The sequence below is a fragment of the Streptomyces sp. NBC_00306 genome, assembly GCF_036169555.1.
In the GTDB taxonomy this organism is placed as follows: domain Bacteria; phylum Actinomycetota; class Actinomycetes; order Streptomycetales; family Streptomycetaceae; genus Streptomyces; species Streptomyces achmelvichensis.
In genome coordinates this window covers 6,355,015-6,379,136 of the sequence record NZ_CP108032.1, presented here as the reverse complement: position 1 = coordinate 6,379,136, position 24,122 = coordinate 6,355,015, and the positions used below count along the sequence as shown (strand labels likewise).

The following is a 24,122-nucleotide window of genomic DNA, read 5'->3' as shown; positions in this document are numbered from 1 at the left end:
TTGACGCGCCCAGATCAAGACCTTCATGCAGCTGTGACTTAGACAACAAGGTTTCGTAATAAGAAACCGGCCAAGGCCTCCCACATCGGGCAGCAGACCCATCTGGCTTTACATGTAAGGGGCTTCGATCCTTCTTGTCGGGGATGCACCCGGTCCGAAAGGAGGAGGTGACGGCCTCCCGGGGTCACCGCCGGGCAGGAGGAGACGGCCTGAATGTGCCCCTAGCGTCAGAACGGAGACGCAGGCGCCGTGTTCGCGTCCGGGAAAAGGGGGCAGCTGTCATGGAGAACGCAGGGAGAGGACCGCGCGGTCTCGCCGCGCGGGCAGGCGGCTGGAGCGCCCGGCACCGATGGGCCGCGGTGGGGATCTGGGTGGTGTTCGTCCTGGTCGCCATGGTGGCCGGCTCGGCCGCCGGCACGGTGGAACTGAAGGACAGCGACCAGTTGAAGGGGGAGACCACTCAGGCATCGAAGATCACCGAGGACGCCGGGGTCGACGAGCCCGCGAGCGAGTCCGTACTCCTCCAGTCGAGGAACGGCTCTCTCAAGGCCACCGACGCCGAGTTCCGGTCGGCGGTCGACGCGGTGATGAAGGCGGTGAACGCCACCGGTGAGGTCAGCGGCGTCACCTCGCCGTACACCACCCGGAGCATTTCGAAGGACGGGCGCAGTGCGCTCGTCCAGTTCGATGTGCGCGGTGAGGCCGAGACGGCGAGCGAGCGGATCGAGCCGGTGCTGAAGGCCGTTGCCGACGTGCAGGACAAGCATCAGGAGCTGCGGATCGAGGAGATCGGCGGCGCCAGTATGAACAAGACGTTCGACGACGCCTTCGGTGACGACTTCAAGCAGGCCGAACTCTCCGCCGTGCCGGTCGCGCTCGGCATTCTGCTGATCGCCTTCGGCGCGCTGGTGGCGGCCCTGCTGCCCGTCGCGCTCGCCATCACCGCCATCATGGCGACGATGGGTCTGATGGGTGTCGTCAGCCATGTCATGCCGATGAGCGAGACGGCGAACTCGGTGATGCTGCTGGTCGGTCTCGCGGTCGGCGTCGACTACTGCCTCTTCTATCTGCGCCGTGAGCGCGAGGAGAGGGCCGCGGGGCGTGACGCGCACACCGCGATGCAGATCGCCGCGGCGACCAGCGGCCGGGCCGTCATCGTCTCCGGTGTGACGGTGTGCGTGGCCATGGCGGGCATGCTGTTCACGGGCATCGGTGAGTTCGAGTCCATGGGTCTCGCCTCGCTGATCGTGGTGGCCGTGGCGATGGCCGGCTCGGTGACCGTCCTTCCCGCGCTGCTGTCCCTGCTCGGCGAGCGGGTGGAAAAGGGGCGCATTCCGTTCCTCAACCGGGCCAAGCGCGGCACGAACGGCGAGAGCCGGCTGTGGACCGCGGTCCTCGGCGGTGTGCTCAAGCGGCCGATGATCTCTCTCGTGGTCGCCGCGGGCGCACTGGTGGCCATCGCCCTGCCCGCGATCGGGATGAAGACCCAGAACCTCACGCTGGACCAGGAGTTCGGCGACTCGGTGCCGATCGTGGCGACGTACGAACGGGTCAACGAGGCCTTCCCCGGCGGCGCCGACCCGGCGGAGGTCGTCATCAAGGCGGACGACATCAACGCGGCGCCCGTGAAGTCGGCCATCGCCGACTTCCGTGCGCAGGCGGTGAGTTCGGGCGCGTCCAGGGGCCCGGTCGAGGTCGTCACGCACGACGCCGAGAACATCGCCTTCATCTACGTCCCGCTGGTCGGCGGTTCCGACCAGGAGAAGGCGGAGAAGAGCCTGGGCATCCTGCGCGAGGAGGTCCGGCCCGCCACGCTGGGCGCGGTCGACGGCCTCGAGGCGCCGATCAGCGGCCAGGTCGCCGGCTCGAAGGACTTCAACGACCAGCTCACGGGGTCCGTCGCACCGGTCTTCGCCTTCGTGGTGGTGTTCGCCTTCATCCTGATGCTGCTGTCGTTCCGGTCGCTGACGATCGCGGTCACCTCGATCGCGCTCAACCTGCTGTCGGTGGGCGCGGCGTACGGAATCCTGACCGCGGTCTTCCAGCACGGCTGGGGCGCGTCGCTGGTGGGCGCCGAGGGTGTGGGCGCGATCATCTCCTGGCTGCCGCTGTTCCTCTTCGTGATCCTGTTCGGGCTCTCGATGGACTACCACGTGTTCGTGGTGTCGCGGATCCGCGAGGCGAAGATGCAGGGCCGGAGCACACGCGACGCGATCACGCACGGCGTGGTCACGACCGCGGGAGTGGTGACGAGCGCGGCGGTCATCATGGTGGCGGTGTTCGCCATCTTCGGGACGCTGTCGATGCAGTCGATGAAGCAGATGGGCGTGGGCCTGGCGGCAGCGGTGCTGATCGACGCGACGATCATCCGCGGAGTGCTGCTGCCGGCGGTGATGGCACTGCTGGGTGAGAAGAACTGGTACTTCCCGAAGTGGCTCCGGTGGCTGCCGGACATGACGCACGACGAGCCGGTGGTTCCGGTGGAGGCGGGAGCGGGGGTGCGGGGCCATGACGACGACGGTCGCGGTGCGCCGGTAGCCGTGTAGGAGCCGTGGGTCCGGGGCGAGCTCGGGTGTACGCGGGTCCGGACGGGATACGCGGGTCCGGACCGAGGTGCCCGAACCACGGCGGCTCGGCCTCGAACCTTGTTGACGAAGCCGTGTGCGCGGCTCGGGACTGGAGCACCCGAACCCCGGGGGGCTCGGCCCCGAGTCCGGGGCGGGGGTCCGAGTCCGGGGCGCGGGTCCCCGACCCGGGCGCGGGTCCGGGCGCGGGTACGGACCCGGGGCGCGGGTACGGACCCGGGGCGCGGATACGGGCCCGGGGCGCGGGTACGGCCCCGGGCACAGCCCCGAGCCGGGCACGGCCCTCAACCGGGGCCCGGGCCCCAACTCGGGCGCGGGTCCCAACCCGGGCGGCGGTACGGACCCCGGCTCGGCCCTGAGCCGGGGGCTCGGCCCTGAAGCCGCGGGCTCGGCCCCGAGTCCGGACGCAGCTCCGAACCCGGGCCCGGCCCTGAGCCGAGGAACGTCCCCGAGTCCGGACGCGGGTCCCAACTCGGGTACGGGTACGGACCCGCGCACGGCTCCCAACCGGGGGCACGGCCCCCAACCCGGGCGCGGCCCTGAGCCGGGGACTCGGCCTCGAGTCCGGGCGCGGGCCCCAACTCGGGCGCGGATACGGACCCGGGCACGGCCCTGAGTCCGGGGGCACGGCCCCGAGTCCGGGCGCGGGTCCCAACCCGGGCCACGGCACCGCCCCTGAGGCGAAGCTCTCGGTGCACCGCCTCTGACAAATCGCCCCTGCGGCAAGCACCCCGACCCGCGTCCTCGATCGCCGGACCAGCTTCCTCCCGAAGCCCGTCCGGCGATCGCCCCATGTCCGCGGCAGCTCCACCCCGCTCACACCCGAGCAAGCTCGGCCCCGCTCACACCCGCGGCAGCTCCGCCTCGATCAGGTCCGCCGCGCGCGGTGTGCCGCCCTCCGCCGCCATCCCCGCCCCGATCTCCGTCAGCCGGCGGGCCACCTCCGGGTCCGAGGTCAGCGACAGCACCGCCTCCCGCAGGTCCTCCGCCGTCGCCGTCGTCGAGTCCAGACGGCGTGCCACTCCCAGTCCCACCAGCATGTCCGCGTTGCCGAACTGGTCGACCGCCTGCGGCACCGCGACCATTGGGGTTGCCGTCGCCAGGCCCTCCTGGCTGCCGCCCGCTCCCGCGTGCGTGATGAACGCGTCCGCCTCGCGCAGCACCGCCAGTTGCGGCACCCATGAGCGCACCTCGATGTTCGGCGGTACGTCCCCGAGCTCCGACTCCTCGACGTAGCGGCCGATCTGGAGCACCACGTGCCAGCCCGGCAGCCCTCCGAAGGCCTTCACGCACTCGCGGTAGAACGCGGGGACCTTGGTGAAGGCCGAGCCCAGCGAGACGAGCAGCACCTTCTCCGCGCCGGCCGGCCGCTGCCACTCCCCCTGGTCCTTGCGCTCGCCCTGGCATGCGCCGACGAAGGTGTGGACGGACGCGTCGACCCGGTCGGCGTTCGGCTGAAGTGCCCTGGGGATCAGGACGATCGACCGCGCCGGGCGGCCGACGAAGGCGTCGGGGTCACGGTCGGCGAGCCCGTTCTCCGCGAGCCACCCGCTGAAGCGCGCGTAGTACGCCCGGCCGCGCTCGGACGCCTTGAGTTCCGCGAACATCGGCTCGGCCACTTCTTCCTCGTATCCCTCCCAGGCGACGAGGTTCGGGGAGAGCGAGACGGCGGGCACGCCCCAGCGGTGGGCGAGGACGCGCGCCGGGTAGGAGGTGATGTCGTGGATCACGAGGTCCGGCTCGTCGCCGTCGAAGGCCTCCGCCAGCTGGGGCAGCACCTGGATCGCGTCGTGGAGGAAGGGCTCGATGTTGTCGATGAGTTCGGTCCCCCACGCCTCCGGTTCGTCCTCCGTGGGCAGGGTCGAGGTGTAGACGACGGGCGTCGCTCCCGTCGCGGCGACGCGGTCGGCGTACGAGGCGGGGATCGCGTAGCTGACGCGGTGGCCGCGTGCGACCAGTTCCCGGACGACCTCGATGCTCGGGTTCACATGCCCGGGGGCGGCGATGGAGAACATGGCGATATGGGCACGCTGTCGTTCGGTCATGGGACCGAGCGTAAACGAGACGAGACGTCTCGTGCAACAAGAGCTCCCTGCCGCGTCAGCGCTGATAGCGCGCGAGCACCAGATTGCCGTCCCTCTCCAGCCGCTTCTCCAGCTCCTTCCGGTCGATGGCACCGCTGTAGTACTCCTGGAGTGCGGGCGTCGCCACCTTGTCCTTCCACTCCGGATAGCCGCGGACCGACTGCGCCGGGGCGGACCGCAGACTCCGCGCGAGCTCGGCGCCGGTCGACCAGCCGTCCTTCGGGGTGTGCAGCGCCGGATCCGCGAGCGCGCGTGTGCCGGTCGGCAGCATCCAGTCCCCCTGCGCGAGCCGCACCATGTTCGGCGGCCGGAGCATGAAGTCGATGAACGCGGCCGCCTCCTTCTTATAGGGACTGTCCTGCGCAACCGACAGGGTCTGCGGACTGACGCCCTGCGCGTTCCCCTCCTTACCGGCGGGAGCCGGCAACACCGTCCACTCGAAGCCCTTCGGCGCCTGCTGCACGACCTGCTGCCGGAAGGAGAAGCCCAGCGGCACCATCGCGTACTTACCACCGAAGAGACCGGGCAGCGTGTCCGAGCCGCTCATGCCGAGCGTGGTCCGCGCGGCACTCCGGTCGGTGTTGACCTGGTCGTGGACCGTCCCGGGCATCACCCCGTCGGCGTCCGTGAACCGGACGGTGACCCTGCCGTCGTCGCCCCGGTGGAAGAGCCGCCCGCCCGCCGACAGCCCGAGGTTGAGGGTGACGGAGACCGGCTCCTTGAGCGGCCAGGCGACGCCGTACCTCCCCTTGCCCAGCGCGGCCGTCAGCGTCTTGGTGACCTCACGGAACTCGGCCCAGCTCCACGGATGCGCGGCCGTCGGGACCCTGACCCCCGAGGCGTCGAGGATCTTCTTGTTGGCGATCAGGACCCGTGGTTCCTGGAGGAAGGGGACGCCGTAGGTCTTCCCGTCGAAGGTGGCCGTCTCCCAGCTCTGCCGGGGGATGTCGTCCTTCAGCCGCTGGGGCAGGAGGCCGGTCAGGTCGGCGAGATAGCCGCCGTACGCGAAGTCGGCGAGGTCGTCGGACGCGTCATGGATGATGTCCGGCGCCTCACCGCCCTCGAACGAGGTCAGCAACTGGTCGTGGACGCTGTCCCAGCTGCCCTGAACATAGTCGACCTGCACACCGGGATGGGTTCTGTTCCACTCCGCGACGAGCTCCTTGTTCGCGTCGACGGACTCCTTCTGCCAGGCGAGGGACTGGAACCGCAGCCTGACGGTCCCGTCCGTCCGCCCGTCGTCGCCGTCCGAGCAGCCGGTCAGCAGCAGGGCCAGCACCGTGGCCGCGGCGGCCAGCGTCCGCGCCCGCATCAGGACTTCACCGCCCCGGCCAGCATGCCGCCGGTGATCCGCTTCTGGATGACCGCGAAGAGGACGAGCGAGGGAAGCGTGGCGAGGAACGCCGCGGCGGCGAGCGGCCCGAGATCGGCGGCCCCCTCCGCGCCGAGGAAGTGCGTCAGGACGACCGGCAAGGTCTGCTTCTCCGGGGTCTTGAGCAGGACGAGCGCGAAGAAGAACTCGTTCCATGCGGTGATGAACGCGAACAGCGCGGTGGCGACGATGCCCGGCGCCAGGAGAGGGGCGGTGACCGACACCAGCGTGCGCAGCCGGCCCGCACCGTCGACGGCCGCGGCTTCCTCCAGCTCGCGCGGCACGGCCCGTACGTATCCGACGAGCATCCAGAGCGCGAACGGCAGCGCCCACACGACGTACACCATGATCAGCCCGGCGAGGGTGTTGATCAGATGCAGGTTCTTGAGGATCAGGAACAGCGGAATGATCACCAGGACGAACGGGAACGCCTGGCTGACCACCACCCACCCGGTGGCGGCCGTGGAGAGCTTGCTGCGGTTGCGGGCCATGACGTACGCCATCGGGGTCGCGATCAGCACCGCGATCACGGAGGCGGACACCGCGGCGATCAGGCTGTTCCCGGCCGCCTGGAGCAGGGGCTGTTCGTCGAAAGCCTGACGGAAGTTGTCGAGCGTCGGGTTCTCGGGGATCCAGGTGGGGTGGAGCGAGCCCAGTTCCCGCGGCGGCTTGAAGGCCGTGGAGATCAGCCAGAGGAAGGGAAAGGCCAGAAAGACGAGGTAGCAGGCCAGTGCGGCGTACTGTCCCGCGCGGCCGGCCCTGCCGGTACGGAGCGTGGTCACTCGTCCCCTCCCTTGAGCCGTCCCACGAGATAGAGGGCGAGCATCACGGAGATGACCGCGACCATCACACAGCCCATGGCGGCGGCGTAGCCGAACTGTCCGTAGTGGAAGGCCTCTTCGTAGGCGAAGAGCATGGGGAGGCGGGTGCGCCCTCCGGGCCCGCCGTTGGTGAGCACGTACACCAGCGCGAACGAGTTGAAGTTCCAGATGAAGTTGAGCGCGGTGATCGCGAGGGCGATGGGCTTCAACGCCGGCCAGGTGACCGTGCGGAACCGGCGCCAGGCGCCCGCGCCGTCGAGGGCGGCTGCCTCGTGCAGTTCGTGCGGTGTGTTCTGCAGTCCGGCGAGCAGGGCCACGGTGGTCTGCGGCATGCCCGCCCAGATGCCGACGACGATCACGGCGGGCAGGGCGGTGGCCAGCCCGGTCAGCCAGTCGCGTCCGTCGCCGAGTCCCAGATCGCGGATCGTCTCGTTGAGGATGCCCGCGTCGGGGTTGTAGACGAGACGCCACATGATGCCGACGACCACCTCGGGCATCGCCCAGGGAATGATCGCGAGGGCGCGGGCCAGCCAGCGCAGCCGGAGCTGCTGGTTCAGCAGCAGCGCGAGACCGAGCGCCAGCACGAACTGCGGCACCGTCACGCCGACCGCCCACAGCAGGCCGATTCTGAAGGAGTCCCAGAACAGCGTGTCGTGGAGCAGGTCCTGGAAGTTGAGGGTGCCGATCCACTGGGTCGGCTCGGTGCGTCCGGCCTGGGAGTCCGTGAACGCCAGCGAGATGCCGTAGAGCAGCGGCCCCACGCTGAGCACCAGTATGGGGATCAGCGCCGGGAGGACCAGGAACCAGGCTCCATGGTCCGTCCTGCGCGCGGACCGCGGCGCTGCGGTCGCCGATGTCACGGAATCGACTCCTTCGGGCGGCTGGTCCTGCTGGTCCGGCCGCCCTGGCGGCCCCCGTCATCGTGCTGACGTCCCGTCGCTTCGTCAACCCCACCTGCACGGATGCAAGACTTTGGCGGATTCACAGGGTCGTGGGAGCGAGAGCGGAAGTGGTGCCGGATGGACGAGACGAGGGCACGTGAGGTGCTGAGGGCCGCCGGACTGCCCGCCGACGCGGCGCTGCTGGCGCTCGGCGAGAACGCGGTCTTCTCGGCGGACGACCTGGTCGTGAAGGTCGGCCGGAGCGTCGGCGACGAGACCCTTCAGGCGCGGGCGGAACGCGAACTGGCCATCGGCGTCTGGCTCGCGGAGGCGGGGGTGCCCGCGGTACGGCCCGCGGAGCCGCGGGCACGGCGGGTCGAAGGGCATCCGGTGACGCTCTGGCACCGCCTCCCCGACGCGGTACGCCCGGCCGACGCGACGGACCTCGCCGGTCTGCTGCGTCAGGTGCACGCGCTGCCCGAGCCGGACTTCGCGCTGCCGCGACGGGAGCTGCTCGGCGGGGTCGAGCGGTGGCTGCACCTGGCCGGGGATGCGATCGACCCGGCGGACGCGGCCTTTCTGCGGGAGCGGCGCGACGGTTTCGCGGCGGCGTCTGCCGCGCTCACTCCGCACCTGCCGCCCGGGCCGATCCACGGGGACGCACTGCCCCGCAATGTCCATGTGGGCCCGGACGGCCCGGTGCTGGTGGACCTGGAGACGTTCTCCGGCGACTTCCGCGAGCACGACCTGGTGGTGATGGCCCTGTCCAGGGACCGGTACGGCCTGGGGTGGGAGGCGTACGAGTCCTTCACCGAGGCGTACGGGTGGGATGTGCGGGAGTGGGAGGGGTGCGAGGTGCTGCGGGGCGCACGGGAGACGGCGAGCTGTGCGTGGGTGGCGCAGCACGCGCCGACGAACGAGGCGGCGCGGCTGGAGTTCGGCCGCAGGGTGGAGTCCCTGCGGACGGCCACGCCGGACGTCCGCTGGTACCCCTTCTGACCATCCGTCTCCAACCCGCGCGACCGGGACGGCCGCGCGACCCGCGTCGCCCCGACCCGAACGGCGTCAGGCCTGGAGCACGGCCTGGATGTCGAGGTCGATCTTGATCTTGTCGCCGACGACGGTACCGCCGCCCTCGAGGGGCATGTCGAAGGTGATGCCGAACTCCTTGCGGCTGATCTCGGTCGTGGCGGCGAACCCGGCCCGGGTGCCCAGGGGGCTGTCGACCTGGACACCGTTGTACTCGACGTCGAGCTCCACCGGACGGGTGGTGCCCTTGATGGTGAGGTCGCCGGTGACCGTGTAGTCCGTGCCGGAGCCGCGCACGCCGGTCGTCACGAAGGTCATGACCGGATAGCGGTCGCTCTCGAAGAAGTTGGTGCTGCGCAGGTCGTTGTCGCGGTCCTCGTTGCGGGTGTCGATCGAGGACATGTCGATCTCCACGCGTGCGGAGGAGAGCAGCGGGTCCTCGGCGATGGTGATCTCGCCGGAGAATCTCTCGAAGCTGCCGCGGACCTTGGACACCATCAGGTGGCGTACCGAGAAGCCCACCGAGGAGTGGACGGGGTCGATGGTCCACGTGGCGGGGGTGAGGTCCGGGATCTGCTGTGCAGCGGTCATGCGAAGCGCCTCCGAGTGTCGTTCGAACCGTCGACAACGGTCTCGTGGGATGCGTAACCCGGTCGGACGTCACCAAACGGCCCGTCCGGGCGAGGCACCGCCGACCCCCTGCCGTGGCGCGTGCACGGCCCCGGCCCGTCCCCGGATGGCCCCGGACGGCGCTCTTCGTCACCGGACGGGAGGACGTCAGGAGCCCGTCGGTGCAACCTCCCGCAGGGGCCAGGACGCGTCCACCGTCGCGTCCGCGCTCCCCTTGCGCCGCAGGAAGGCCTCGAAGTCCGTCGCCCACTGTGCGTACCACTCGATCTGACGCTCATGCAGCTGCTCCGGCGTCAGCGACGCCACCGGCACATGACGCTGAGCCAGCGCGCACGCCACCCGCACGGCCGCCAGCGCGTCGGAGGTCGCGTCGTGGGCGGTGTCGAGCAGCACGCCGTACTCTCCGCACACCGCCTCCAGATTTCGCTTCCCCTTGCGGTAGCGGTCGACGGCGCGGTCGATGGTGTACGGGTCGATCACCGGGCCGATGGGCCGGCCGTCCAGCCGGTCGCTCAGCGACGCCAGCCCGTGCCGGCGCAACTCGGCCGTCAGCAGCGTCAGATCGAACGCGGCGTTGTACGCGACCACCGGCACGCCCCGCGCCCAGTACCCGCACAGCGTCGAGGCGACCTCCTCGGCCACCTCGCGCGCCGGACGTCCTTCCGAGGTCGCCCGCTCACTGCTGATGCCGTGGATCGCCGAGGCCTGTGCGGGGATGAGGATGCCCGGGTCCGCGAGCCACACCCGCCGGTCCACCGGCTCCCCCGCCCGGACCTCGACGACCGCGGCCGTTACGATCCGGGCCTCCAGCGGCTCCGTGCCCGTCGTCTCCAGGTCGAAGCCGACCAGCGGTTCCCCGTGCCAAGCCATCGTGGCCCTCCTCCGTACTGCGTGATGCTGTCCCCCGTGCGTTGCTCACCCTGCCACGCGGCACTGACAACCCGGGCCGCCGGCCGCCGGCCGCCACCGATCGGTCCGGTCAGGAGACGGGCCGTGAGTCCGCCCAGACGGACTCGAACTCCTCGCGGTAGGTCTGGAACAGACCGTTCTCGGTGTCGTTGCCGGCGCGGACCACGGCCCGGCCCCCGCCGCGGAGCACCAGGACGGGCGCCTCCATGCCGCGCGCCTTGCGCAGATAGGACTGGATGACGGCGAGCCCGTCGGCGCCGTCGCCGTCGACGAGGTAGGCGGTGAAGCGCGGGGTCTCGTCGAAGACGTGGATCTCGAAGGCCCCGGGGTCACGCAGCCGGGAGCGCACCCGGCGCATATGGAGGATGTTCATCTCCACCGTGCGGCTCAATTCGCCCTTTCTGATGCCCAGTTCCCGCTCGCGCCGCTTGACCGCGCTGCTGGCCGGGTTCAGGAAGAGGAGGCGGATGCGGCAGCCCGACTCGGCGAGGCGGACCAGCCGGCGGCCGGAGAAGTTCTGGACGAGGAGGTTCAGGCCTATCCCGATGGCGTCGAGCCGGCGCGCGCCGCCGAACAGGTCCTCGGCCGGCAGCTGGCGCTGGAGCCGTACCCGGTCAGGGTGGACGGAGACGACGTCCGCGTACCGGTCGCCGACGAGCTCCTCGACCGCGTCGACCGGGAGCCGGTCGGCGGAGGGGACGCCGGCGCCGCTGCCGAGTATCTCCAGCAGCCGCGCCGAGGCGCGCTCCGCCTGGGCGAGCACCGCCTCGTTCAGGGCGCGGTTGCGGGAGACGACGTTGCGCGCCACCTCCAGCTCGTCCAGCGCGAGCTCGACGTCGCGCCGGTCGTCGAAGTAGGGCTCGAAGCAGGGCCAGTGCTGGACCATCAGCTCGCGCAGCTGGGGCAGGGTGAGAAAGGAGAGGACATTGTCGTCGGCGGGGTCCAGCAGATAGCCCTTGCGACGGGAGACCTCGCGTACGGCGACGGCCCGCTGCACCCACTCCTGCCCGGCGGGCCCGGCCGCGGCCACCACCCAGTCGTCGCCGTGCACCGGTTCGTAGATCGGGCGCAGCACCGCGGCCACCACGGCCCGCAGCCGCTGCTCCACCAGATTCAGCCAGATGTAGGCCCGTCCGGCCCGTTGCGCGCGCGTACGCACCTCGCTCCAGGCGTCCGCGCCCCAGTCCAGTTCCGCCCCGATCTCCATCGGCCTGGCGAGGGAGACCGCTCCTGGCGGGACCTCGGCGGAGTCCCCCTCGTGACTCGCGTCACCTGGGGGTAGCTCCAGCCCTCCCGAGCTCACCCGCGCACCGCCTTCCCGTCCCCCACCCAACGATCAAGGAAGACTACTCCGCATGCGGGACAAGGTGCAGCCGGATCGACGGGCGGCTTTCCCAACTCCCTTGATCCTTCTGGACGTTCCGCCTGGCGAGATCTGCCGGAGTGAGGGGTTTCATAGCGGTTGGGGTACCCGGGCGACAGAAGGAACACGATGTTGACCGCGTCGTCCACTGCCATGGAGGCGTTCGGCGGCGATACTTTCGGGGAGGATCTGGGCCAAGTGCCCTCCAGCACCCGGATCAGAAGTGGAAGAGTCATATCTATGCAGGTCTGGCCGGGACAGGCGTATCCGCTCGGCGCCACGTACGACGGCGCCGGCACCAACTTCGCGGTGTACTCCGAAGCCGCACAGCGCATCGAGCTGTGCTTGCTGCACGACGACGGATCAGAAACGGCGGTGGAGCTGCGCGAGACGGACGCCTTCGTGCGGCACGCGTATCTGCCGGGTGTGATGCCGGGTCAGCGGTACGGCTTCCGGGTGCACGGCCCATACGAACCGGAGCGGGGGCAGCGCTGCAATTCCGCCAAGCTGCTCCTCGACCCGTACGCGCGTGCGATAAGCGGAAGCATCGACTGGGGCGAATCGGTGTACGGCTACCACTTCGGCAAGCCGGACTCCCGCAACGACCTGGACTCCGCGCCGAACACGATGACGTCGGTCGTGGTCAACCCGTACTTCGACTGGGGCGACGACCGGTCCCCCCGGACGGACTATCACCGGACGGTGATCTACGAGGCCCATGTGAAGGGCCTGACGATGCTCCATCCGGAGCTGCCGCAGGAGCTGCGCGGCACCTACGCGGGGCTCGCGCACCCGGCGGTCCTCTCGCATCTGACCGAGCTCGGGGTGACGACGCTCGAACTGATGCCGGTGCATCAGTTCGTCAACGACCACCGGCTGGTGGACGCCGGTCTCAACAACTACTGGGGCTACAACACCATCGGCTTCTTCGCCCCGCACAACGCCTACGCCTCCTGGGGCGACCGCGGTGAGCAGGTGCTGGAGTTCAAGCAGGCGGTGCGGGCCCTGCACCAGGCCGGTATCGAGGTCATCCTCGACGTCGTCTACAACCACACGGCCGAGGGCAATCACCTCGGCCCCACGCTGTCCTTCCGGGGCCTCGACAACGCCTCGTACTACCGGCTCACCGACGACCGCCGCTACTACATGGACACCACGGGCACCGGGAACTCGCTGCTGATGCGCAGCCCCCATGTGCTCCAGCTGATCATGGACTCGCTGCGGTACTGGGTGACCGAGATGCACGTCGACGGGTTCCGCTTCGACCTGGCGGCCACGCTGGCCCGTCAGTTCCACGAGGTGGACCGGCTGTCGTCCTTCTTCGACCTGGTGCAGCAGGACCCGGTGGTCAGCCAGGTGAAGCTGATCGCCGAGCCGTGGGACGTGGGCGAGGGCGGCTACCAGGTGGGGAACTTCCCGCCGCTGTGGACCGAGTGGAACGGCAAGTACCGCGACACCGTGCGGGACCTGTGGCGGGGCGAGCCGCGCACGCTCGCCGAGTTCGCCTCCCGGCTGACCGGCTCGTCCGACCTCTACCAGGACGACGGCCGACGGCCGCTCGCCTCGATCAACTTCACCACCTGCCACGACGGCTTCACCCTGCACGACCTCGTCTCGTACAACGACAAGCACAACGACGCCAACGGCGAGGGCAACCGCGACGGCGAGAGCCACAACCGGTCCTGGAACTGCGGCACCGAGGGCGACACCGACGACCCCGAGGTCGTGGAGCTGCGGGACCGTCAGATGCGCAACTTCATCGCGACGCTGATGCTCTCCCAGGGTGTGCCGATGCTCAGCCACGGCGACGAGTTCGCCCGCACCCAGGGCGGCAACAACAACGCCTACTGCCAGGACAACGAGGTGTCCTGGGTGCAGTGGCCCGAGCCGGGCACGGACACGGACGGCACACTGCTCGCCTTCACCCGGGCGATGGTGTGGCTGCGCCGCGACCACCCGGTGTTCCGCCGCCGGCGCTTCTTCCACGGCCGTCCGGTGGAGGGGACGCACGACGAGCTCTCGGACATCGCCTGGTTCACGCCCGAGGGCGAAGAGATGACCCAGCGGGACTGGCAGGCGGCGCACGCCAAGGCGCTGTCCGTCTTCCTGAACGGGCACGCCATCTCGGAGCCCGGGCCCCGGGGCGAACGGATCGGCGACGACTCGTTCCTGCTGATGTTCAACGCCAGCGCCGAGGAGCTGGACTTCGCGGTGCCGGTGAACCACGGCCGGCAGTGGCAGGTGGTGGTGGACACCGCCCGCAAGGAGGGCGTCCCGCCGGGCGAGGGCCCGAAGGTGGCGGCCGGTGAACGGGTGAAGCTGGTGGGCCGGAGCCTGACGGTGCTGCGCCGGCCGGCCTGAACCGCCGGCCCCGACCGAGATTCCCGGCGCGCGGCCACGGACATCAGCGGGCGGAGCTCTCCACGGGCTCCGCCCGCTCCGTCGTCGCCGGTGCCCCGGTCCGTACCGTCCACGACAGCACGGCGCACAGGGCGGCGGCCGCCACCGCCACGGCGAAGGCCGCAGCCGGGCCGCCGGACTCCGCGAGCGCGCCGGACAGCATGACGGCCGCGGCCTGACCGGCGACGACACCGCTCGTCAGGAAGGCCATGCATTCGGCGAGCCGGGCGGCCGGGACACCGCGCTCGGTCAGGGCGAAGACCGTGATCAGCTGAGGCGCGTACGCGACGCCGAGCACGGTCACCACCGCGTACAGAGCGCCGAGCGAGTCCACGAACAGCAGGGGCGCCGACAGGACGACCAGCGCGGCGGTCGAGACCCGCCAGCGGGTGGTGAGCCCGAGGCTCTGCGGGAGGGCGGCCATGGCGAGGCCGGCCGCCGCGCTCATCACTCCCATGGCCGCATAGACCAGGGCCGCTTGTTCCGGACGTCCGAGCCGGTCCGTCAGTGCGGTGATGCCGGCCTGCGAGGCGCCGAACATGGCGCCCTGGAGGACCATCGCGATCCGCAGCCCGTGGACGGCGCCGGACAGCCGGGGCTTTGCACGGGACGGGGCCGGTGCGGCCGTGGCTCCGGTCCGTGCGGCCGTCGGATGCAGGGCGAAGGCCGTGCCGCACACCGCCAGCAGCGCCGCGGCCATCAGCAGCGCGGCCGCCGGATGGGCGAGGGCGGCGGCGATGCCGACGAGCGCGGGACCGAGGACGAACGACACCTCGTCGAGGGTGCCCTCGAAGGAGAGCACCGCGCCGGTCACCCGGTCGTCAGCGCCGGAGCCGCGGGCCAGGGCCACCGAGCGGCTGCGGGCCAGCGGACCGATCTGCGGCACCGTCGCGCCCGCGAGAGCACCGAGGAGCACCAGCAGGGCTGTTCCGGCGTCGCCGAGGGCGGCGAGCACGAGTGCGGTCACCGCGACCGCGTTGGCGAGAGCGGCGGCGAGCACGACGCCCCGCTGGCCGCGGCGGTCCGCCGCACGGCCGAGCAGGGGGCCACCCACCGTCTGGCCCCCCGCCAGCGCTCCCCCGACGAGTCCCGCGGCCGCGAGGCTGCCACTGGTCTCCGCGACCAGCAGCAGACTGCCGAACTGGCACATCGCCGTGGGCAGTCGCCCGAGGAAGGAGATGACCGGCAGCAGCGGCCCGGTGAGGGCCACGACCTCGCGATACGTGCGGAGCATCGGGCGAACGTAACCCGATCGGCCGATACCGGCGCAGGGACGGATGACACAGAAGCCCTCAAGGTGGGTACGTACGTTCGCATGAGGCCCACCGCCACGTACCGGCTCCAGATCCAGCCGGACTTCCCGTTCACGTCCGCCGCGGCAGCAGTGCCGTACATCGCCGGACTCGGCGTCTCGCATCTGCATCTGTCGCCGGTGCTGGAAGCCGTGCCCGGCTCGACGCACGGGTACGACGTCGTCGATCCGACCCGGGTGCGTGAGGAGCTGGGCGGTGAGGAGGGCCTGCGGGCGCTCGCCCGCACGGCACGCGAGCACGGTCTCGGGCTCGTCCTGGACATCGTGCCGAACCACATGGCGGCCGTCCCACGGCACAACCCCGCCCTGTGGGAGGTGCTGCGGGAGGGACCGCTCTCCCCGTACGCGCCGTGGTTCGACATCGACTGGGAGGCCGGCGGCGGGAAGGTGCTGCTGCCGGTGCTCGGCGGGCGGGTCGGCGACGAGCTCGGCTCCCTGAAGGTCGAGGGGGATGTGCTGCACTACGGGGAGCAGCGCTTCCCGCTGCGCGAGTCGACGTCACACCTTCCGCTGCCCGAGCTGCTCGAAGCGCAGTGGTACCGGCTCGGCTGGTGGCGCCTCGCCCGCACCGAGCTCAACTACCGCCGCTTCTTCACGATTTCGGACCTGATCGGGGTCCGGGTCGAGGACCCGGACGTCTTCGAGGCCACGCACAGCAAGATCCTGGAGCTGGTGCGGGACGGTGTGGTGGAGGGGCTGCGAATCGACCATCCGGACGGGCTCGCCGACCCGGAGGGCTATCTGCGGCGGCTGGACGAGGCGACGGGCGGCGGGTGCTGGACCGTCGTCGAGAAGATCCTGACCGGTGACGAACGGCTGCCCGCAGGCTGGCCGGTGGCGGGCACGACGGGGTACGACGCGCTGCGGCAGCTGGACGGGCTGTTCACGGATCCGGTGGGCGCCGGGGAACTGGTCACGCTGTACCGGGAGTTCGCGGGCCCCGCGGGCGACCGCGGCGGGTACTGGGAGGCCACGGTGCGCCGCGCCGCGTACCGGGTGGTCACCCATGAACTGGCCGCCGAGACCGCCGCGCTGACCCGGCTGGCCGAGCGGGTGTGCGACCGGGATACAGCGCTGCGCGACCATGCGCCCTGGGCGCTGCGGACGGCGATCCGGGAACTGCTGGTGCGGGTGCCGGTCTACCGTCCGTACCGCGTCGGCGGGGACGAGGTGCTCACCGTGAAGGCGGCGGCGAGCGCCAAGGGCGCCTTCGCGGTCCCGGAGGAGGGCACCGCGGTCGACGTGGTGCGCGATCTGGCGCTCGGCCGGCTCGGCGACGGCCCCGACCACGTGGCCTTCCGTGCCCGCTTCGCACAGACGTCCTCGGCCCTGCGCGCCAAGTCCGTGGAGGACACGGCGTTCTACCGCTACGTCCCGCTGATCTCGGCCAACGAGGTCGGCGGTGACCCGGGCAGCCCGGCGGTCGCCCCCGAGGACTTCCACGCCTACTGCGAACGGCTGGCACGCGACTGGCCCGCCACCGGCACCGTGCTGACCACCCACGACACCAAGCGCAGCTCCGATGTGCGGGCCAGGATCGCGGTGCTGTCCGAGTGCCCGGACCGGTGGGCGGCGTTCGTGCAGCAGATCACCGAGGAGGCGGGCCGGCTGGAGGGCGGGCGGGCTCCCGATCCTCATCTGGCCTGGGTGGCATGGCAGACCGCCGTCGGCTTCGGGTTCCCCTACGAGGGGCGGCTGCGGGAGGCACTGCTCAAGAGCGTGCGGGAGGCGGCGCTGCACACCACCTGGACGGAGCCCGACGAGGCGTACGAGAAGGCCGTCGCCGACTTCGTGGAGGCGGGTCCCGAGGGGCCGCCGCTGTATTCGGTGGCGCAGTTCGCGCGTGAGCTGGACCCGTTCGTGCGGGCCAATGTGCTGGGGTCCGCGCTGCTCCAGCTGACGATGCCGGGGGTGCCCGACCTCTACCAGCGCACGGAGGGTGAGTTCCTGGCGCTGGTGGATCCGGACAACCGGTACCCGTTCGGCGAGGCCGTGCCGAACGAGAAGACGGCGCTGACCCGCGTGGCGCTGCTGCTGCGCCGGGAGAGGCCGGAGGCCTTCGGCGAATCGGGGACCTATGTGCCGCTGGCCGCCAGCGGTCCGGCCGCCGCGCACTGTGTGGCCTTCTGCCGTACGGGCGAGGTGGTCACGGCCGTCACCCGGCTCTCCAAGCGCCTGTCGGCGGCGGGCGGCTGGGAGGGGACGGAGTTGTCCCTGCCGCCGGGACGCTGGGCGGATCTGCTCGACGGGGCGCGGGAGTTCGACGGTGGCGCGGTGCCGCTGGACACCCTGTTCGCGGACCGGCCCGTCGCGCTCCTCAGCCGCACGGCCGTACGAGAAGGCTCCGAGGGGAGCGGGTGAACAGTCCGGTCGCCGCGGGCCGGAACCCGTCGGCCCACCGGAGGCGGGGCATCGCGTCGAAGAGCGCGCGCAGTCCGTGGTCCGCCTCCAGCGCGGCGAGCTCCACGGCGGGGCAGTCGCCGGGCCCGAAGGTCAGCTGACCGCTGTCCTCCCGGGTGAGGTCGAACAGGTCGGGTTCCCGGAACCGGTCGGGGTCGCGGCCGGCGGCCCCGACCAGACAGGCGACGGCGGCGCCCGCGGGGATCGTGCCGCCGCTCACCCGTATCTCGATGGCGGCCCGGCGCACCACGACGAGGACGGGCGGGTCGCGGCGCAGCGACTCCTGCCAGGCGCGCCCGATCAGCCCGGGGACCCTGCGGAGCGCGGCGACGCGGTCGGGATGGCCGAGGACGTTGGCGAAGAAGGACGCGAGGGCCATCTCGCGGACCGACAGTTGGGCGACGCACCTCCCGGCGGGACCCGCGGCAGGCGCCCGTCGTCCGCGCCCGCCGAGGGATCCCGTGGGCAGCCAGCGGCAGAACTCCTCGACCAGGTCTGCCTGTTCACGCCGGGCGATGCGGTGCGCGAGGACGTACGAGGTGCGCTCGACGACCTCCTGCATCGCCAGCGGCACGGCTCCCCGGTGCCGGCCGCAGGCCCGGTCGCCGGGCCGGCGGCCGTCGACGAGGCGGGGGTCGCGCAGGGCCGCGGCGACGTCGGCGTAACGGCTGAGCAGCCAGGCGCCGATGGAGGGGTCGTGGACGAGGGGATGGTCCTCGCGCAGCCGGCGGTAGTACGCGTACGGGTCCTGCTCACGGGTCTGGGAGAGCAGGCCGGGCAGGGGCGCGGGACGTGCCGTCGCGGAAGGCTGGACCGGTATCAGATCGCCGGGGGCGGCAGCGTCCATCGTGACTCGTTTCCCTGAGGCCGCCGCGCGCGTCTGTCACGCGGATCTCCCCAAGGCGACCACCGGTACGCGCTCGGCGCAGTCCGCGTGCGCCGGACGGGTGAGGATGCGGCGGGCTGGGGCTCGTCCGCGGGTGGGCTCGGGCGCGGAACGGCCTGCGTAGGGACGTAGGGCGTCGGGCCGGAGGGGCGTCGGGCCGGATCGGGGGCCGGACCACCTGCCCCGTCAGCGCGCCGTGAGCCGGAAGCTCATCCGGCCGAAGCCCACCATGTCGCCCTCGCGCACCACGACCGCGCCGGTCACCCGCTGTCCGTTGACGGTGGTGCCGTTGGTGGAGCCGAGATCGCGCAGGATCCACCGGCTGCCCTGCAGGCCCAGTTCGGCATGCAGCCGCGAGACGCTGTCGTGGCTCAGCCGCAGACCGTTGCCCGGGTCGCGGCCGATCCGCAGGGGGTACGGGCCGGGTTCCGGCAGCAGCAGCGGGGGCAGCTTCTCGGCCTGCCACGCCCTGCGGAGGCGTACGAAGAACGCGGACACTCCGCCCACCGCGCCGAACAGCACCTGTGACGCACGGTTCTCGACGCGGAGATCGGCGGTGAGCACGCTCAGTTCCTCCGGCCGGCGCGCGACCAGGGCCAGCTCCATGCGCCGCAGGAAGGTGTCGTGCGACAGCTTGCCCTGCGCGGCGCCCTCGCGGAGCACGCCGACGACACGGTCCCGCTCGGCATCCGAAAGCCGTGCGGGGTACGTGTGGAACTCGGGGGACGACGTCACGTCCGTAATTGTCGGGCCGAAAGGCCTGAGGTGTCCAGAAGAACCGGCGTTCTCATCCCGCCCGACCTGCCGCTGACCTGCACGGAAGCAACCATTCCGGCCCGGGAAAACCTCGTTGCCCCTGCCCGCGCGGCTGTTACTGTCCCTCGGACCCGGACACCGAGGAGCCCTCACACGTGACAGCTGCACCGGCGGCACACCCGGAGTTCACCGTCCGCGCGCTGAGCGGACCGGACGAACTCCCGCTGTTCCAGCGCCTTTCGTACGTTCTCGACCATGAACTCGAGGACGATCTCGCCACCGGCCGGCGGCGGCCCGAGTGGATGTGGGTCGCGTTGCGCGGGGAGCGGGTGCTCGCCCGGCTCTCCTGGTGGACGACCGCCGGCGGCGACAGGCCGCTCGCTCTCGACTTCTTCGACGTCGACGACGACGAACTGCCCCCGGCCGAGCGGTCGGAGGCCGGGCTGCGGCTGCTGAAGACCGCGACCGCCGCGGTCCTCCCGGCGGACGCGCCCCGGCCGGAGTACGGACGCTTCGTCCCACCCGACTGGAGCGAGGACCCGGCGGCCCGCGCGGTGGTGGAGACGCGTACCGCCATCCTGGAGGCGACGGGCGCCCGGCCGCTGGTGGAACGGCTGCGGCTGGAGTGGCGCCCGGGAACGGCCGTGCCGGCGCCGGGCGGACGTCTGGACTTCCGCGCCGTCGCCGGCCGGGACGATCTCCTCGCGCTGATGACTCCGGTCATGGAGGGCACCCTCGACGCGCACACCCGGGACGATCTCGCCTCCGGCCTCAGCGCCCGCGAGGCGGCGGAGAAGCACTACGACGAGGAGCTCGCCGGCTACGCGTCGCCGCGAGCGTGGTGGCGGATCGCCCAACTGCCCGGCAGCGGTGAGCCCGTGGGATTCGTGATCCCCGCCCGCAACAACTACAACGCGATCATCGCGTACATCGGGGTGCTGCCCGGCCACCGCGGCAAGGGTTACATCGACGAGATCCTCGCCGAGGGCACCCGCGTCCTGGCCGCCGAGGACGTTCCGCGGATCCGGGCGGCGACGGACCTGGCCAATGTGCCCATGGCCAAGGCCTTCGAGCGGGCCGGGTACGTGAACTTCGAGCGGGCGCTCAATTTCGTCTGGGACTGATGCCGGCGCTCGACGTCGCCCGGGCCCGACTCCGAGGACCGGGACCGCGGGCCGGAGTTCACCGGGGAAAAGCACTGGACGGCCCGGGCCGGGCCGTCTACGGTGATCACAACGCCTGTGACGACGGAAGGAGGCGAGTGCGATGTGCACCACACGATTCCCGCGCTCCCGCCCCGTCCGCCCGGCGTTCGCAGTCTGACCGGGAGCGCATCAACCCTGATCTCTTCCCGGAGGACATCCTCATGACCGATCTGGTCATCCGCGCGCTCGACGAGAGCGACGCACACCTCTTCGACTCGCTTCCCGACCCGCTCGGCGTCGGCCGTGCGCTGTCCCGCGCCACCCACCGGCCCGACTGGAAGCGCGTCGCCCTGCGCGACGGCAAGGTCGTCGCACGGGCCGCCTGGTGGGGCGGGCCCGACGACACGGCCCCTGTCAACATCAACTGGTTCGATGTCGCCGACGGCGAGGAGGACGCGGGCGCCGAACTGCTGCGCACCTCCCCGCACCAGGTGGAGTACGAGCTGATCCTGCCCGCCGGCTGGCGCGAGGACCCGGTCCTGCGGGCCGCAGGTGAGAGCCGGCTGCGGGCCGCGCAGGCGGCCGGGATGACGGTGCTGGTGGAACGCTTCCAGTACCGGTGGACACCGCAGAACGGGCTGCCGGAGCGGCCGGGCCGGCTGGTCTTCCGGCCGGACCCGGACGACGAGGTGTTCCTCGACGTCCTGCGCCGGGTGCACTCGTCGACCCTCGACGCCCATGCCCTGCGCGCGATCGCGGAGGGCGGTCCGGACCGGGCGGCCCAGGAGGAGCTGGACTTCTTCCACTGGTGCCCGTCGCCGCGCGAGTGGTGGCAGCTGGCCCACACCCCGGACGGTGAACTGGTCGGGTTGCACATCCCGGCGCGCAATCCGTCGGGGCCGTGCGTCGGCTTCATCGGGGTGGTGCCCGAGCAGCGCGGTCGCGGTTACGCGTACGACCTGCTCGCCGAGTGCACGCACTTCCTGGCCGAGCGGGGCGCGGAGTTCATCGCGGGCGCCACCGACCAGGGCAACTTCCCGATGGCGGCGAACTTCACCAAGGCCGGGCACCCGGTCGTGCAGGAGCGCGTCCACCTGGAGCCGGGCTCGCAGGACTGAGGTGAGGGCCGGGGCGTCCGGGGTTCCGGGCGTCCCGGCCCGCGTCCTCGTCTCCCTGCCCGTGGCCCCTGCCCTACTCCGGCGCCGGCGTGCCGATCCGCTTCTCGAACCAGTGGTGGGCGTACGGCTCGTCGTTGAAGGCCGGGACCTCCTCGAAGCCGGCGGAGTGGTACAGGCCGATGGCCGCGTCGAGTGCCTTGTTGGTGTCCAGGCGCAGGACGCCGCAGCCGTGCCGGACGGCCCGCGCCTCCAGCTCCGCGAGGAACCGGCGGCCGAGACCGAGGCCCCGCGCCCGGGGTGCGACCCACATCCGTTTGATCTCGGCCGGGGCGCCGGCCGGCAGCTTCAGACCGGCGCAGCCGATGGGTTCGCCCTGCATCCGGGCGACGAGAAACAGGCCGTGCGGCGGCCGGAGTTCACCCGCGTCGGGCAACAGGCTCCGGGCGGGATCGAAGCCGTTGTCGAAGCGCTCCTGAAGCTCGGTGAAGTAGGACCGCAGACAGTCCCGGGCGTCGGGGCTGTCCGGGTCGACGGCGTCCAGTACGACCGTCGCGGCGGTCAGCAGGCGGTCGACCTCGGCCATGGCCGCGACCAGCCGGCCGCGCTGGGCGGGGCTGAGCGGTTCGAGCATGGAGCCCGCCAGCTCGTCGCTGCGGCCGTCGAGCACGGCGCGCTCCGCGCGGCCCGCGTCGGTGAGCCGGACGGTGCGCACCCGTCTGTCCCGGGGCTGGGGTTCCACCGTCACGAGACCGGCGGCTTCCAGCGAACGCAGGAGACGGCTGACGTATCCGGAATCGAGCCCGAGACGCTCGCGCAGGCGCCGCACGTCCTGGCCCCGGTCGTCGATCTCCCAGAGCAGCCGGGCCTCGCCGATGGGCCGGTCGCGGCCCAGGTAGTGATCCTGGAGCGCGCCGACGCGTTCGGTGACGGTTCGATTGAACCGTCGCACCTGTCCGATCTGCGCCGCATCCATTCTCTGACTTTAGTCAGAGAATGGCGAGGGGTCCAGTGCGGCCGTCACCGCGGCCGTACGGCGTGCTGGGCCGCGATCACGTCCCGGTACCAGGCGTACGAGGCCTTGGGCGTGCGCCGCAGCGTCGCGTAGTCGATGTGGACGAGACCGAAGCGCTGGGAGGCACCCTCGACCCATTCGATGTTGTCGGTGAGCGACCAGGTGAAGTAGCCGCGAACATCGACCCCCTCGTCGACGGCCCGGTGCAGTGCCCGCAGATGCGCGTCGAGGAACGTGATCCGGCGATGGTCGTCCAGTCCGTCGTAGGAGCAGCCGTTCTCCGTGATGTACACCGGCGGCAGGCGGTCGCCGTAGCGGTCCTTGAGGTGGATCAGCATCTCGCGCAGTCCGTCGGGGACGACGGGCCAGCCGAAGGCCGTGCGCTCCTCGCTCGGTGTCTCCCGCAGCCCGAAGGGCAGTTCGGCCGGCATACCGACCCCCGCGAAGTCATCGAGCGCGTCCTGGGCGGGGGCTCCGACGAGCATGGGGTGGTAGTAGTTCACGCCGTACCAGTCGAGCGGAGCGGCGATGACGGCGAGATCCTCGGCGACCGGGCCGGGCATCAGCGCGGCGAGGCTCTCGTCGGGGTAGGCGCCGGTGAGGACCGGGTCGGCGAAGAGCCAGTTGGTCAGCGTGTCGTAGAGGTCCGCGGCGAACCGGTCCTCCTCCCCGGCGCTCGCGGCCCGTACGGGCGAGTGCGACACGGCGATGCCGACGTTCGTCGCGCCGGCCGCCCGCAGGGCCTGGACCCCGAGTCCGTGGGCGAGCAACTGGTGGTGGGCGGCGGGCAGGGCGTCGAACAGCAGTTGTCTGCCGGGGGCGTGCTCGCCGAGTGCGTAGCCGAGCAGGGTGACCTCGGCGGGCTCGTTGACGGTGATCCACATGGGGACGCGGTCCGCGAGGCGGTCGGCGACCGCGGAGACGTAGTCGGCGAAGCGGTACGCGGTGTCCCGGTTCAGCCAGCCTCCCGCCTCGTCCAGCGGGAGCGGGGTGTCCCAGTGGTACAGCGTGGGCGCCGGGATGATGCCGTTCGCGCACAGTTCGTCGACGAGCCGGTCGTAGAAGCCGAGCCCGGCCGCATTGACCGGACCGCTGCCGCCGGGCACGACCCGCGGCCAGCTGACGGAGAACCGGAAGGCGTCCGCGCCGAGTCCGGCGAGCAGGGCGACGTCCTCGCGGTAGTGCTCGTGGAAGCCGGTGCCGCGCGAGGCGTCGGAACCGTCCTTGATACGGCCCCGGGCCGCGAAGGCGTCCCATCCCGACGGCCCTTTGCCGTCGGTGTCCGCGGCCCCTTCCGTCTGGAAGGCGGAAGCGGAGGCGCCCCACAGGAAGCCGGGTGGAAAGGCGGGCAGCGGTGGCATGGACCTGACCGATGACATAGCCGTTGACCTTAATGGCCGCAACGTCACCCCCTCCAGA

Annotated in this window: 17 protein-coding genes and 1 pseudogene; 6 read left to right on the top strand and 12 right to left on the bottom strand. The window is 71.5% G+C overall.

Annotated elements, in window-relative coordinates; translation table 11 throughout:
* Positions 1–281 precede the first annotated feature (281 nt).
* The gene (locus OHA05_RS28360; RefSeq protein ID WP_328862070.1) at positions 282–2,546 is read left to right on the top strand and encodes an MMPL family transporter; all 2,265 of its coding nucleotides are present in this window, start codon (positions 282–284) and stop codon (positions 2,544–2,546) included.
* A gap of 881 nt (positions 2,547–3,427) precedes the next feature.
* Here the strand turns inward: OHA05_RS28360 and mgt are convergent.
* The 4 genes and pseudogenes from mgt to OHA05_RS28340 form a co-directional block, all read right to left on the bottom strand.
* Positions 3,428–4,670, bottom strand: a pseudogene (gene mgt / locus OHA05_RS28355) (macrolide-inactivating glycosyltransferase).
* A gap of 15 nt (positions 4,671–4,685) precedes the next feature.
* The gene (locus OHA05_RS28350; protein WP_328862068.1) at positions 4,686–5,981 is read right to left on the bottom strand and encodes an ABC transporter substrate-binding protein; all 1,296 of its coding nucleotides are present in this window, start codon (positions 5,979–5,981) and stop codon (positions 4,686–4,688) included.
* Positions 5,981–6,823, bottom strand: a complete 843-nt coding sequence (locus OHA05_RS28345; protein ID WP_328862067.1) for a carbohydrate ABC transporter permease — start codon at positions 6,821–6,823, stop codon at positions 5,981–5,983. The genes OHA05_RS28350 and OHA05_RS28345 overlap by 1 nt, the downstream gene beginning before the upstream one ends.
* Positions 6,820–7,722 carry a carbohydrate ABC transporter permease gene (locus OHA05_RS28340; protein ID WP_328862066.1) on the bottom strand — a complete coding sequence of 301 codons (903 nt, stop codon included), beginning with the start codon at positions 7,720–7,722 and terminating at the stop codon, positions 6,820–6,822. The genes OHA05_RS28345 and OHA05_RS28340 overlap by 4 nt, the downstream gene beginning before the upstream one ends.
* 159 nt (positions 7,723–7,881) lie before the next feature.
* On the opposite strand from OHA05_RS28340, the gene OHA05_RS28335 reads away from it, so the two are divergent.
* Entirely contained in the window at positions 7,882–8,742 is an 861-nt protein-coding gene (locus tag OHA05_RS28335) for a phosphotransferase enzyme family protein (protein WP_328862065.1), read from the top strand.
* A gap of 66 nt (positions 8,743–8,808) precedes the next feature.
* Here OHA05_RS28335 and OHA05_RS28330 read toward each other — a convergent pair whose 3' ends face one another.
* The 3 genes from OHA05_RS28330 to OHA05_RS28320 all read right to left on the bottom strand — a co-directional run bounded on the left by OHA05_RS28330 (position 8,809) and on the right by OHA05_RS28320 (position 11,614).
* Positions 8,809–9,363: a YceI family protein gene (locus OHA05_RS28330; protein WP_313943472.1), complete on the bottom strand. Its 555-nt coding sequence runs from the start codon at positions 9,361–9,363 to the stop codon at positions 8,809–8,811.
* 186 nt (positions 9,364–9,549) lie between these two features.
* On the bottom strand, positions 9,550–10,272 hold the full coding sequence (locus OHA05_RS28325; RefSeq protein WP_313943473.1) for a 3'-5' exonuclease: 723 nt from the start codon (positions 10,270–10,272) through the stop codon (positions 9,550–9,552).
* A gap of 109 nt (positions 10,273–10,381) precedes the next feature.
* Positions 10,382–11,614: an SAV2148 family HEPN domain-containing protein gene (locus OHA05_RS28320; RefSeq protein WP_313943474.1), complete on the bottom strand. Its 1,233-nt coding sequence runs from the start codon at positions 11,612–11,614 to the stop codon at positions 10,382–10,384.
* A gap of 300 nt (positions 11,615–11,914) precedes the next feature.
* Here OHA05_RS28320 and glgX point away from each other — a divergent pair, with 300 nt between their 5' ends.
* Positions 11,915–14,035: a glycogen debranching protein GlgX gene (glgX, locus tag OHA05_RS28315; RefSeq protein ID WP_313943475.1), complete on the top strand. Its 2,121-nt coding sequence runs from the start codon at positions 11,915–11,917 to the stop codon at positions 14,033–14,035.
* 43 nt (positions 14,036–14,078) lie between these two features.
* Here glgX and OHA05_RS28310 read toward each other — a convergent pair whose 3' ends face one another.
* Positions 14,079–15,308 carry an MFS transporter gene (locus tag OHA05_RS28310; RefSeq protein WP_313943476.1) on the bottom strand — a complete coding sequence of 410 codons (1,230 nt, stop codon included), beginning with the start codon at positions 15,306–15,308 and terminating at the stop codon, positions 14,079–14,081.
* A gap of 81 nt (positions 15,309–15,389) precedes the next feature.
* Between OHA05_RS28310 and treY the strand changes: the two genes are divergently transcribed.
* Positions 15,390–17,747: a malto-oligosyltrehalose synthase gene (treY, locus tag OHA05_RS28305; RefSeq protein WP_313943477.1), complete on the top strand. Its 2,358-nt coding sequence runs from the start codon at positions 15,390–15,392 to the stop codon at positions 17,745–17,747.
* On the opposite strand, the gene OHA05_RS28300 is transcribed toward treY, so the two are convergent.
* Complete coding sequence (locus OHA05_RS28300; protein ID WP_313943478.1) at positions 17,704–18,633, bottom strand: cytochrome P450; 930 nt, start codon at positions 18,631–18,633, stop codon at positions 17,704–17,706. The genes treY and OHA05_RS28300 overlap by 44 nt on opposite strands.
* 225 nt (positions 18,634–18,858) lie before the next feature.
* Complete coding sequence (locus OHA05_RS28295; protein ID WP_313943479.1) at positions 18,859–19,407, bottom strand: DUF1707 and FHA domain-containing protein; 549 nt, start codon at positions 19,405–19,407, stop codon at positions 18,859–18,861.
* Positions 19,408–19,583: 176 nt separating this feature from the next.
* On the opposite strand from OHA05_RS28295, the gene OHA05_RS28290 reads away from it, so the two are divergent.
* Entirely contained in the window at positions 19,584–20,552 is a 969-nt protein-coding gene (locus OHA05_RS28290; RefSeq protein WP_328862064.1) for a GNAT family N-acetyltransferase, read from the top strand.
* A 242-nt stretch (positions 20,553–20,794) separates the two neighbouring features.
* Positions 20,795–21,691 (top strand): GNAT family N-acetyltransferase, encoded by an 897-nt coding sequence (locus tag OHA05_RS28285; RefSeq protein WP_313943481.1) that lies wholly within the window; start codon positions 20,795–20,797, stop codon positions 21,689–21,691.
* A gap of 73 nt (positions 21,692–21,764) precedes the next feature.
* On the opposite strand, the gene OHA05_RS28280 is transcribed toward OHA05_RS28285, so the two are convergent.
* Complete coding sequence (locus OHA05_RS28280; protein WP_313943482.1) at positions 21,765–22,664, bottom strand: helix-turn-helix domain-containing GNAT family N-acetyltransferase; 900 nt, start codon at positions 22,662–22,664, stop codon at positions 21,765–21,767.
* Between the two features lie 44 nt (positions 22,665–22,708).
* Positions 22,709–24,082: a GH1 family beta-glucosidase gene (locus OHA05_RS28275; RefSeq protein WP_313943483.1), complete on the bottom strand. Its 1,374-nt coding sequence runs from the start codon at positions 24,080–24,082 to the stop codon at positions 22,709–22,711.
* Positions 24,083–24,122: the final 40 nt, after the last annotated feature.